Below are 12,786 nucleotides of genomic sequence, written 5' to 3' on the forward strand. Positions count from 1 at the left end.
TGTAGCGTTCAGATTCAGTAGTGTCTCTCATTGCACTCATCACGGCAATCAGCCATACGAATGATACGCGATTCACTATCAGGCAATTGATTTATAATCTATTTGAAAAAAGTGGTTACTAAGCAGCCATGCGTATTGTTTGCCGTAGATATTATTAAATTTTTAAATAACACTTCCTATCTCCTGACCGGTGCGGATAAGGGTGAAATTTGCCCCCCTCAATCCAAACTAAATCATGACAAATCTTTACGCCTTCTCACCGCCCCCTCAGTACCGGCGGTGGGCTGTGGTTTGTATTTTACTGAGTTTGCTGGCTTTTGCCGCGCAGGCGAAAAACCCCGGCATTCGTGCAGCGTCGCGCGCCGTGCTGGCCGACGTAACCGTTACCGGGCAAGTAACGGATGCCGCGACCGGCGAAGCCCTCGCGGGCTGTAGCGTCGTAGTCAAAGGTACGCAGCGCGGCACGACGACCGACGCCAACGGTAACTACCGCCTATCTGTACCCAACGGCAACGTAACGCTGGTGTTTGGCTTCATCGGCTTCGTCTCGCAGGAGATTGTCGTCGGCAATCAAACTGCCATCAACGTCGGGCTGAAATCGTCGGCGTCGGAGCTGAATCAGGTCGTTGTGATCGGCTACGGCAGCACGACCAAGCGCGACATGACCGGCTCGATTAAGTCGATCAAAAGTGCTGATTTTAACCGGGGTATCATCAACTCACCGGAGCAACTGATTCAGGGCAAAATCGCAGGTGTCAACGTAACCTCGGCGAGTGGCGAACCGGGTAGTACGCAGACGATTACCATTCGCGGACCGGGTGGTATCCGTACGGGTAGTACGCCCCTATTCGTTCTCGACGGGCTGCCGCTCGACAACTCCTCGACCGGTGGCGCAACCAACCCGCTGACGTTCCTGAACCCCCAGGACATCGAAAGCATCGACGTTCTGAAAGATGCGTCGGCAACGGCGATTTACGGGGCGCGGGGTGCTAATGGCGTCGTGCTTATTACGACAAAAAAAGGTAAGTCGGGCACGTCGAACCTGACGCTGTCGGCGAGTGTGGGTGTGTCGAATCTGGCGCGTCCGCTGAACGTGTTTTCTGCCGACGAATACCGGCGGCAGGTCGTTGCGGTTGGTGGTGTGCTCGACGATAAAGGTGGCGCAACCGACTGGCAGAAAGTAGTTAGCCGTACGGCCGTGACGCAGAATTATAACCTCGGCTTCAACGGCGGTTCGCAGAAGCTGACCTATTTTGGGTCGGTTGGTGTGCAGCGGCAGCAGGGTGTGTTGAAAAACAGTCAGCTGAACCGCTACACGGGTCGTATCAACGTAACGCAGCAGTTGCTCGAAGACCGGCTGTCGCTGGACGTCAACCTGAATGCGTCGTACACCGACAATCAGCGGCCACCCATCACCAGTCTGGTCGGCGGAGCTATTTCGGCCAACCCGACCTACCCAGCCTACGACTCGACCGGCGCACCCTACCAGTATCAGAGTGGTGTGAATCCGCTGATCTCGATGAACCTGAATAAGGACGTGACGGCCACGACCCGGGTTATCGCAAACGTATCGCCCTCGTTCAAAATCCTGAAGAACCTGGTTTACAAGCTGAACCTCGGCCTTGATTATTCCAACGCCAATCAGGACGTACAAGCACTGGCAAACGCGGTGCCGCAGCAGGATGGTCGTCTGGACAGTTACTACACCAACAACCGCAACACGCTGGTAGAGAACTATTTCACATATACGCTGAACCAGGGCAGCCACAACCTGACCGCGCTGCTGGGTCATTCGTACCAGAAGTTTTTCATTCAGGGCCGCAACTGGAGCATCAACAAATTTCCGATCACGCCCGTCGAACCAATCTACAACCCCGGCCTGGGGCAGGACCTCTCGCTGGCCAACAACCAGCCGGGCGGCTACGCGATTCAAAACGAACTCCAGTCGTTCTTCGGCCGGGCCACGTACAACTTTAAAGACCGCTATCTGCTGACGGCGACGCTGCGCGCCGACGGATCGAGCAAATTTGGCTCGAACAATAAGTACGGCGTCTTCCCGTCGTTCTCGGCAGGCTGGCGTCTGTCGGACGAAGATTTCCTGAAATCAGGCCCGTTTACCGATCTGAAACTACGCGCTGGCTGGGGGCAGACGGGCAACCAGGAAATTCCGGCCAAGATCACGCAGGCACTGTACACGGCGACCGTTTCGGGCACGACGAGTTACCCGCTCAACAGTTCGAGCACCTACCCCGCCGGCATTTCATACACGCGGCTGGCCAACCCCGATATTCAGTGGGAAGTGTCGACGCAGACCGACCTCGGCCTTGATTTCGCCATCTTCAACGGGGCGCTGTCGGGTTCGGTCGATTATTTCCGCAAGGTGTCGGAGAAAATTCTGCTACAGGTTATCCCCGCCGACCCCGTTCAACCCGCCAGCACCTACTGGACCAACGTACCCGACATGCGGATCACGAACCAGGGGCTTGAACTGGACCTGAATTACCGCTACAGCAGCCAGAGCGGGTTCCGTTTCGACATTGGGGGCAACCTGACGTTCATCAAAAACGTGGTCACCAACTCGCCCTATTCGGTTATCACGTCGGGGTCGGCCAACGGCTCGGGCCTGACCTCGGCAACGATCAACGGCTACGTCAACAACCAGCCCATCGGCACGTTCTTTCTGAAAGAGTTTACCGGTTTCGATGAGAAGGGCATGAGTACTTATCGTGATACCGACGGCGATGGACTCGTGACGGATAAAGACCGGGTGGCCCTCGGCAGTGCGCTGCCTACGAAGCAGTTCAATATTAACACGACGCTGGCCTACAAAGGCTTCGATCTGGCGATCAACTTCAACGGCGTGTCGGGCAACAAAGTGTATGACAACACGGCTAACGCCAACTTCTACAAACTGCGGCTGAGCAAGGGCCTGAACGTGACGCCCGAAGCGGTGCAATACGCGCAGGAGTCGATCAACAACTCGGCGCCGGTATCGTCGCGCTTCCTGAAAGACGGTCGGTTCTTCCGGCTTAACAACCTCGCGCTGGGGTACAATCTCAGCCCGAAGCTGATCGGCATGAACCGCTGGGTTAATAACATCCGTCTGTCGGTAACGGGGCAAAACCTGTTCGTCATTACGCCCTACAACGGCTACGACCCGGAAGTCAACGGCAACCAGGCTATCAACGGGGTTGTCTCGTACGGCATCGACTACCTCGCCTACCCCAAAGCCCGGACGGTTATTGTTGGTTTAAATCTGACGTTCTAAAGCTGGTTTAAAGTTTAAGGTTTAAGGTCTAACGTTCAAGGTTTTTCCGGCGGTATCAGTGATCGACTGGTCAACAACTTTAAACGTTGAACCTTGGACTTTGAACCCTCCCAAAGATGAAAAAGACACTCCTTTCCATACTCACAGCCATAGCCCTGACGGGGACGTATAGCTGTACCAATCTGGCCGAGAACGTGCTCGACGAAGCATCGGTATCGGGTCTCTCGAATCAGCAGCTGGCCGACGGCAACATCGCCCCGGTGTATGCGCTGCTGCCCAATATTTTCCTGCATACCAACTACTTCGCCATTCAGGAAATCTCGACCGACGAGGCTATTCTGCCGTATCGGGGCGGCACCGACTGGGGCGACAACGGCATTTACCTGGCCCTGCACCAGCACACCACTACCAGCACCGATCCGAACCTGCTGAGCACCTGGAACAACTTGGTACAGAGCCTATCGCGGTCGGTATCGGCGATCAATGCACTACCAACACTCAACGACGCCAGTGCAAAAGTGTATCTGGCCGAAGCGCGGGGGATGCGGGCCTATTACAACATGCTGCTGCTCGACCTGTTTGGCATCGTGTTCGTGAAAGAAGACCCACAAAGCACCTCGACTATCCTGCGGGGCGAAGCGGCTTATAACTACGTCCTGAGCGAGATGCTGGCCGTCGAGCCAAACCTACTGACGACGGTTGGCCCCGGTCGCCTGAGCAAGGGTGCAGCATGGGGCTTGCTGGCGCGGATGTACCTCAACGCGGCCGTGTACCGTAACCGTACCGCCACCTCGTTCACGTTCCAGTCGACCGACATGGACAACGTGATTTCGTACTGCGACAAGATCATCAACTCCGGGCAGTACCAGTTGGCCAGTGATTATTTCACGATTTTCAATCAGGACAACCACAACAACAAGGAGTTGATTTTCGCCGTCGACCAGCGCGCCGAACTGAACGGAAACAACCGACTGCCGTACTTCTCGCTGTCGGGCAACCAGTTTCCGATTCCGGCTTACCCAGCTGCCAACGGCACCGACGGCCCGGCCATTACGCCCGACTTTTACCAGAGCTGGGCGCAGGCCTATTCGCCGAAAGACCCGACCGTCGACCCGCGTTTTTACCGGCAGAATCTGTCGATCTACAGCAACCCGGGCGATTCGTGTGTAGCTGAGTCTAACTTCAACATCAACCGGGGTATCCTGCGAGGTCAGCAGTACGGCCTGCTGCGCGTAAACGGCGCGTTCCTGAAATGCCCCAACGGCAACTACAAGGTTGGCAAGCTGTTCAACGTAACCCGTAACCTCCCCACGGTACCCGTAAACTTCACCGAGCAGGTCGATTTTACAGTGGCGGGCAGCAACTACAGCACCGGCTATCGGGTCGAGAAGTACGAGTTCAGTAAGAAATCGACCAGCGGCCGTAACCTCGGCGACGCCGATATTTCGATCATTCGCCTGGCCGATGTGTACCTGATGCGGGCCGAAGCCAAGCTGCGCAAGAGCAACGATGCCGCCAGTGCCCTCGCCGACGTGAACACCGTTCGGGCGGCCCGTACGTTCCCGACGACGACCCCGGCCCTGACGAGCATGAGCCTCGATCTGCTGTTCCGCGAGCGTGGTTTTGAACTGTATTGGGAAATGGTGCGCCGGACGGACATGATCCGGTTCGGTAAGTACGAGGGCACGTGGACCGAGAAAACCAACACCGACGTTCGGAAGCGGCTTTTCCCCATCCCGCAAACCGCCATCGACGGAGCCTCGAACATCCCCGGCTACCTGACCCAAAACGAAGGGTACTAATTTTTCGACAGGATTACAGGAGTGCTTAAACCAAAAGAGGTGTCGGGTCAGGGACTCGGCACCTCTTTTGGTTTAAGCACTCCTGTAATCTGCATTACGATTGACTAAAACCAGTAGCAGCGTATGCGCATCGATAGAAAAACTACAAACCACTATCACGAGCGGAGCTGAGTTGCTTGTAGCCGCATTCTGTAATCAGCAAGCCTGTCGCCGACTTAATTTTTAGATGATTCAGCGGGGCGTCGGGAAAGAAAACGTCGGTCATCACCGATAAGCCGCCGTCGGCAAACAACTCCACCGATGCCCGGTCGATGAGCAGGGTAAGCTGCATCGTCGGGGCCGTTGATAGCCGGGGGGCGGTGTGCCGACCGGCAAAACTCGTATCGAAATCAGTTTTGCCTGATTTGGTCCGGTCGATGAAATACGCGTTGGCCGCTTTATCGTAGCCGATTACGAGTTCGTTGCCCTGCTGATTCGCCAGCACAAGTGAGAAATCGGCGGGGTTCGGCACGGTCAGTTTCAGTTGGTACGGACCAGCACCGACGTTCAACTTCGTCGTCAGATCGGTTTCTACGTTGACCTTCAGGTTTGTTAGAGACTTAGCCTGCTTCTCGAGTTTGTCGAGTTCCCGGATGGGGGTCGACGTCAGGTATAGTTCACTGCCAACGGGCGTCAGACTCAGGTCGCGCGGTACGGTCATGGCTCCGCGCCAGGCCACCGTCGGGACTTTGTTGGCATAGAGCCAGTTGTTCATCCAGCCCATTAGCACGGTGCGGTTGCCGGTGTTGGCGAACGTGACGCCCGCGTAGTTGTCGGTGCCGTAGTCCATCCACTTCGTCTGTGTGGAGTTGGGTCGGAAGGTTTTGCCGTCAAAATTACCCAAAAAGTACTGCGTGGCCGAGCCTCCGTTTGGTCCGCCCGGATTGATGTTTACAATGAGCACCCAGACATCTTTCCCGTTGTGCTTTAGCGGAAACAGGTCGGGGCATTCCCAAACGCCACCGTGGGCACCCGCGTTGCCACCGAAGTCACTTTCACGCGTCCAGTTTTTCAGGTTGGGCGACGAATAGAACGTTACGCGGTCTTTGGTCGCCAGCGTCATAATCCACTTTTTCTGCGATTCGAACCAGCGCACTTTGGGGTCGCGGAAGTCGGAGATGCCGGGGTTTGGCACAACCGGATTACCCGCGTATTTCGTCCACGTTTTGCCTTCGTCAAGGCTATAGGCGATGCTTTGCTGCTCCACGTGCGTCGGGTCCGACTTCTCCAGTTTCGCGTTGTGGTGGGTGAAGATCGCCACCAGCGGTGCCTGCCCGTTTTTACCAAAGCCGCTCGTATTGTTCACGTCGACCACGGCACTACCTGAGAAAATATACCCTGAGCTGTCGGGGTAAAGCGCGACGGGCTGCTCCTGCCAGTGCACCATGTCTTTGCTGGTAGCGTGTCCCCAGTGCATCGGCCCCCAGACCGTCGCGTCGGGGTAGTACTGGTAAAATAGATGGTAGGTACCGTTGTGGAATACCATCCCATTGGGGTCGTTGATCCAGTGGGCTTTGGGCGAGAAGTGAATCTGCGGCCGGTACGGTTCCGCGGCCGGACTAGTCGGGGCGTTCTGCGCCGACAGTTGACCGGCTCCGGCCAGCAGCAGCACACTCAGTAACCATGCGTTTTTCATAACCTGTCATTTGTTTTCGGATGAAAAAAGTATGCGGGAGTCGGCCATTGCTGGCGTCGACTCCCACGATAGCTCAAACTACTAACCTTTTTGAGAATTGCTGGCGGGGACGGTTTCTCAGGTTAGAAACCCACGTTCTGCTTGTACAACCCCTTCGTAAAGTTGATTTCGCGCTGCGGAATCGGCAGATACTCGTCGCGACCGGCCGTAAACACAGCTCCGTTCAGGTGCGAGGTCCGGGTTTTTTCTTTGGTCAGGTACGCGTTCAGCGTTTCGGCGGCAATACCCCAGCGAACCAGGTCGAAGAAGCGGGGGCTTTCGGTCGCGAACTCCAGCCGACGCTCAAACTGCAACGCTTTCCGGGCATACGACTGCGTCCAGTTGGCCGAACTGTATTGCTTGATCAGGTAGGCCGAGGGGTTGGTACCGTCGGCTTTTTTGGTGCGCCCGGTGCTGTTGGCTGCCCGCGCCCGTAGCTGGTTGATCAGCGGCAGGGCCAGTGCCTGCTGCCCCAGCTCGATGTACGCTTCGGCCTGAAACAGCAGCACGTCGGCGTAGCGGATGACGTCGATGTTTTTCGACACACCCATGAACGGACCCAGCTTTTTGTACGACGAACTGCTGGCCAGTTGCTGTGATTTCATTGCCTGGAAAAACCCGTACGTTCCCGGATCGCGCACCCAGCTATTGCTGAACGGCAGCGATGCGTTGTACTTGTAGGGGTGCCCGTCGATACCGATTGTGTGATCGACGCGGGGGTCGACGGTGGCGGTTTTGAAATCAATGACCGCGTCGTTGAACGTGTCGAACTTCGGCAGGCCATTGGCGTCGGTACCGAAGGCGTTGGCGAGGTTCTGACTGGGCTGGTGGAACCCGCAGCAGCCGTACTGTGGTGCCCCGTGGGGGTAGTTCAGGCCATCTTCGAAGTTGAGCCGCCCTACCGTCGTGCCATCGTTGATCGAGTACTGCACGGCAAAAACCGATTCAACACCATTGTCGTACTCGGGCAGAAAATTCTCCGCAAAATCGGGCTGGAGACTATACTTTCCCGAACTGATGACCGTCTGCGCCAGGCTGACCACCTGTTGTAGTTTGTCTTTATTGATCGTCGTGACTTTGTTGTTATCGTCCTGCTCATACGCCTGATACAGCCGCAGTTTGGCCAGATAGGCCGATGCCGACAGCTTGTTGGCCCGGCCCGGCTGCGACTGCGTAACGGGCAGATTCTCGACGGCAAACTGGAAGTCGGCCGCGATTTTATCCCAGAGCTGATCGCTGGTGTACTGCCGGTTCGAGGTGGCCAGAATCTGGTCATTCGTCAGCGTTTCATCGACGTACGGCACGTATTTGAACAACATCTTCAGCATGAAATGGGCGTGGCCACGCAGGAAGCGTAACTCCGCCTGCCGGGTGCGCTTCAGCGGAAAACTCGCTTCGGTCAGGTCACTGATCGAGCGGAGGGCGACGTTGGCCCGCGAGATCGACTTGTAGTAGTTTTCCCAGGTGTAGGGGTGGTAGAATCCGCCCCCTGCTGCGGCTGCGTGAGGTTATGCTGCTCGTAGAAATTGATGTCTTCGAGGTCAGATACCCCGCCCCCGCCTTTGTAGGCATCGTCGGAGCGGACAGAGCCGTACACCCACATACTGGCGATGGGGCCAATCATTTCGCCGTTGCCCAGCGACGCGTAAGCCGCCGTCACGAGCGCGTCGGCATTGTCGACGCTTTTCACATTCTCGGACGAGAGCGTGCCCTGGGGTTGATAATCCAGAAAGTCTTTGCAGGACGACAGCAGACCCGTGCCCGCCAGCATCGCTATCGAAATCAGTACTTTATTTTTCATGATGGAAGCCGCTTGGGGTTAAAACGAAACATTCAGACCGAGGGTGATCGTACGCGGAATGGGCACCGTATTGATGTCGGTGCGCTCCGGGTCGGGTCCATCGAAGCTCTTGCTCTTGAACCAGAACACGTTTTCGGCCATTGCATACAGGCGCACGTTGGTTAGCCGCAACCGGCCGACGACGTCCTGCGGCACGTTGTAGCCAAGCTGAATATTCCGAATCTTGAAGTAGGCCGTACTAACGTTGAAATAGTCGGAGGTACGGGTTTCGTTGTTGCCGTCGGCCAGGGTCAGGGCCGGAATCCGCGAACCCGTGTTTTGGGTCGTCCAGGCATTGAATACGCCCGGTCCTACGTTCTCCCGCCCCCGGATGAAGTTGTTGTAATACGTGTACGGATCAAAACCCGTCCGGGCGGCAATGCCCGAACCGAAAATAGACAGATCGAACCGTTTGTAGCCCAGCTCGATGCGCAGGCCGTACTCCAGGCCGGGCAACGTTGTGCCGAAAAACTCCTGATCGAGGGCGTCGATTTTGCCGTCGCCGTTCAGGTCGCGGTAGCGAATCCGGCCCGGTGCGGCTCCTACCTGTGCTGCATGATTCTTCACCTCTTCCTGGCTCTGGAAAATACCATCGGTGCGGTAGCCGAACAGGTCGAACTGCGAATGGCCCAGAATCGTGGTGACGGCGTTGCCGGGGAAAGCCGAGCGAACCTCTTCGGGCAGGCTCGTGATTTTGTCGCGGAAGCGGGCAAAGTTGGCCGACACGTTATAGGTGAAGTCACCCTTGGGTTTGCCGAAGTAGGTCAGCAGCAGTTCAAAGCCTTTGTTGGTTTTGGTAGCCCCGTTGACGAACTTCAACTGCCCCTCGCCCACCGCCGACGCGACGGGTGGCTTGATGAGAATATCTTTGGTTTCGCGGGTGAAATAATCGAACGATCCCACCAGACTACCGTTCAGAAAGCCGAAGTCAAGACCGACGTTCAGCTCGTTGGTCGATTCCCACCGGAGCGCGTTGTTGGCCGCCTGTGTCTGCACGAAGCCCGAGGGCAGCGTTCCGCTATTGACCCCGTTCAGGTCGTAGGCCGTTCCCACGTTCCAGTACTGATCGAAAAAGCTGTTGTGGCCGTTGGGCACCTGCGATGCCAGCGTGCCGTACCGCGCTTCAAACAAACCGAAACGGGCCAGATCACCAATGTCCTGATTACCGATCCGGCCGACGCCCGCCCGCAGTTTGAGGTTGGAAACCGCCCGGACGTTCTGCATGAACGCTTCCTTGTCGATGCGCCAGCCTACGGAAGCCGCCGGAAAAAAGCCGTACTTGTCTTCCTGCCCGAAGCGCGACGAGCCGTCGCGTCGCAGCGTCAGAGCCGCCAGATAGCGGTCGCCGAACCCGTAATCGATTCGGGCAAATTGAGAAAGTAGCCGACTCCCGGTCGAGTTGCCCGTACTGCTGGCGTTGCCCGAAGCCGCGCTCAGCACAAAGTAATCTTCCGACTGCACCGCAAAGTTTTCGCGGTACGAGGTAACGTCGTCGAGGTTGTCGCGGATGGCTTCGATTCCGCCCAGCACGTTGAAGCGGTGCGCGCCCACCTCGAAGTTATACCGCAGCGTGTTGGTCCAGGTCAGGCTCAGAAACTTGTTCGTATTGAGCGTCAGGCTATTGAGCGTCCGGGCGATGAATCCGTTTTTGAACGACTGCTCGATGTTTTTAAACTCGTAGCCCGCGTTGTCCATACCCAGCGACGAGCGGAACACCAGCCCCGGAATCGGCTCGATCTCGGTGAAGACGTTGCCGAATACGAAGTTGCGGTTGATCTTATCCCAGCGGTTGATGTACTGCATGAACACCGGGTTGTTACGATCCGAATAGCCCGACCCAATCGGCCCGGCAAAGTCGCCGGTGGTGGTGTAGACGGGAATGGTCGGAGCCAGCGTAACCGCCAGACCCGGCGTGGGGGCACCGCCGAGGTCGGTCGTGACGGGCGTTTCGCGCGACGACGTCATCTGCACGTTCGCCCCAAACCGGACCTTGTTGTCGAGCAGACTGGTGGCGGCATTGATCCGGCCCGTCAGTCGGCGGTAGTTGGTGTACTGTACCATCCCGAGTTGTTCAGGTAGCTCAGGTTAATCAGCAACGACGACGCTTTCGTACCACCCGAAACAGTCAGATCGTTGTTGGTCACGTAGCCGGTTTTGTACAGCTCCTGCTGCCAGTCGGTATTGCCCGCCGGAACGGTTCTGTCACCACCGACGAAAGGCTGCACCGTGACATTATTCAGCACCGGGTTCTGGAAATTCTTGTTCCAGTCGAACGAATAGATTTCCCCGTAGGCCGACGTCGGATCGACACCGTCGTTGACCGACGCCCGCCAGAGTGCCCGCCCCCGGTCGACCGCGCTCAGCATCTTAAACCGCTCGGGCTTTTCCGACTGTGCCGCGATACTGGTGTTGAACTGTACGTTCAGTTTACCGTTCGTATTCGACCCGTTTTTTGTCGTCACGATGATGACTCCGTTCGAGGCCCGCGACCCATAGATCGACGCCGACGACGCATCTTTCAGCACCTGAATCGTCTGGATGGCCGTGGGGTTCAGGCTTTGAAACACCTGTGGCCGCTTGGTCGGTATCCCGTCGATGATGTACAGCGGGTCGTTGTTGCCGAGCGTATTGGCACCCCGGATCAGGATACGGCTGGCTTCACCCGACGGTGTCCCCGACTTTTCGACGTACAGCCCCGGCACCCGGCCCTGCAACGCCTGCATGGGGTTACCCGAACTGGTGGCTTTCGTCGCGGCCACATCGACCACGGCTACGGCACCGGTCAGGTCCTGCTTACGGGCGGTGGTGTAGCCGAGCACGACCACTTCGTTGAGCTGACTGCCTTCGTTCAGGGCCACGATGATATCGTTGCGATTGGCAATGGGGGCGTCCTGCGTCGTGTAACCGATAAACGAAACGGTTACGCCCGTCGCGGCCTGCGGCACCGACAGCGTGAATTTTCCGGCGGCATCAGACACCGTTCCGGTTGTGGTGCCGGGCACCAGGATGCTCGCGCCGGGCAGCGGTTCGCGGTTTTTAGCGTCGACCACGGTGCCGGTCAACGTGCGCTGCTGGGCCAGAACAGCCGTTGCGGACAACAGCAGCAGGGCCAGCATGAACAGGTAGTTTTTTACATGAGTCATAGGGTTACGTGATTAATTGAGTGAAAGAGAAGTCTGGGTGGTATTCGGAGTAGTTCGCAGCAGCGTATCGACAATGAGGGCTTCCGTAAACGACGGTGTGGCACCCGGCTGCATCGCCACGTAAGCCCCCGTCGCACAGGCAAATTCAAGCGCCTGCCGGGCCGGTACGCCCTGTAGCGTTTTGTAGAGATAAGCCGCCAGAAAGGCGTCGCCACTGCCGATGGTGTCGCTCACCCTGACCGCAAAGCCCCCCTGCTGCACGAAACCGGCCGCATCGAGCAGCGCAGCCCCGTTGCTGCCAAGGGTGACGCAGAGGGCTTGCAGGTCGTAGCGCTCGCGGATACGCTGCATCGTGTCGCGCAGATCGGCCGATGCGTCGGTTTTATTCCAGTCTGCCAGCTCGGCCAACTCATGCTCGTTCAACTTGGCAACGTCGGCCCGGTGCAGGAGGTGTTCGACCGTTTCGCGGTCGTAGTGGGGTGCCCGCAGGTTCATGTCGAACACTTTCTGCCGGGCCACGTCGAGTAGCGTCAGCAGGGTTTCGCGGGTCATAGGGCTGCGGGCTGCCAGGCTACCGTATACAAACACGTCGCTGTTCTGAACGACGTCGATCAGGTGGGGTTCGAGGTGAATATAGTCCCAGGCGACGGGCTGTACGATTTTGTAAGTGACCTCGTTGCTGTCGGAGATATTGGCTTTCGCCACTCCCGTCAGGTGCGTATGCCCGGTCTGAATCAGGTCGGGTGGCAGGCCGTTCTGTTCAATAAATCGGAACAGTTCGCTACCTAATTCATCACTACCCACCCGGCTAATCAGCCGGGCAGTAATTCCGAAATTGCGGAGATCGACGGCGACGTTCATGGGTGCCCCACCGGGCTGCCTGCTCGTCGGCAGGACGTCCCACAGGGTTTCGCCAAAACAGGTGACGGTGTGTGTCATTTTTGTTCCGGGTTTAAGGGTTAATGTAAGCTGATTGATTACGTTGTCCCCGACAGCATCCTGCTGTCGGAGCCGTAGGC

General features: G+C 57.3%; 8 protein-coding genes. 2 read left to right on the forward strand and 6 right to left on the reverse strand.

Features of this window, described 5'->3' with window-relative positions:
* Positions 1-235 precede the first annotated feature (235 nt).
* Positions 236-3,268, forward strand: a complete 3,033-nt coding sequence (locus HH216_RS02805) for a SusC/RagA family TonB-linked outer membrane protein (RefSeq protein ID WP_169549405.1) — start codon at positions 236-238, stop codon at positions 3,266-3,268.
* 116 nt (positions 3,269-3,384) lie between these two features.
* Positions 3,385-5,070, forward strand: a complete 1,686-nt coding sequence (locus tag HH216_RS02810; protein ID WP_169549406.1) for a RagB/SusD family nutrient uptake outer membrane protein — start codon at positions 3,385-3,387, stop codon at positions 5,068-5,070.
* A gap of 142 nt (positions 5,071-5,212) precedes the next feature.
* Here HH216_RS02810 and HH216_RS02815 read toward each other — a convergent pair whose 3' ends face one another.
* The 6 genes from HH216_RS02815 to HH216_RS02830 form a co-directional block, all read right to left on the reverse strand.
* Positions 5,213-6,745, reverse strand: coding sequence for a glycoside hydrolase family 32 protein (locus tag HH216_RS02815; RefSeq protein WP_169549407.1), 1,533 nt, complete (start codon positions 6,743-6,745; stop codon positions 5,213-5,215).
* Between the two features lie 122 nt (positions 6,746-6,867).
* Positions 6,868-8,226, reverse strand: a complete 1,359-nt coding sequence (locus HH216_RS02820) for a RagB/SusD family nutrient uptake outer membrane protein (protein ID WP_332871504.1) — start codon at positions 8,224-8,226, stop codon at positions 6,868-6,870.
* Positions 8,184-8,585, reverse strand: coding sequence for a hypothetical protein (locus HH216_RS25700; RefSeq protein ID WP_254448670.1), 402 nt, complete (start codon positions 8,583-8,585; stop codon positions 8,184-8,186). The genes HH216_RS02820 and HH216_RS25700 overlap by 43 nt, the downstream gene beginning before the upstream one ends.
* A gap of 18 nt (positions 8,586-8,603) precedes the next feature.
* A complete protein-coding gene (locus tag HH216_RS02825; protein WP_332871460.1) occupies positions 8,604-10,685 on the reverse strand; it encodes a SusC/RagA family TonB-linked outer membrane protein in 2,082 nt (693 codons plus the stop codon).
* Entirely contained in the window at positions 10,655-11,767 is a 1,113-nt protein-coding gene (locus HH216_RS26565) for a TonB-dependent receptor plug domain-containing protein (RefSeq protein ID WP_332871461.1), read from the reverse strand. The genes HH216_RS02825 and HH216_RS26565 overlap by 31 nt, the downstream gene beginning before the upstream one ends.
* 12 nt (positions 11,768-11,779) lie before the next feature.
* The gene (locus tag HH216_RS02830; protein ID WP_169549408.1) at positions 11,780-12,706 is read right to left on the reverse strand and encodes a carbohydrate kinase family protein; all 927 of its coding nucleotides are present in this window, start codon (positions 12,704-12,706) and stop codon (positions 11,780-11,782) included.
* Positions 12,707-12,786: the final 80 nt, after the last annotated feature.

Origin of the sequence: Spirosoma rhododendri (assembly GCF_012849055.1) — a bacterium.
Taxonomy (GTDB): domain Bacteria; phylum Bacteroidota; class Bacteroidia; order Cytophagales; family Spirosomataceae; genus Spirosoma; species Spirosoma rhododendri.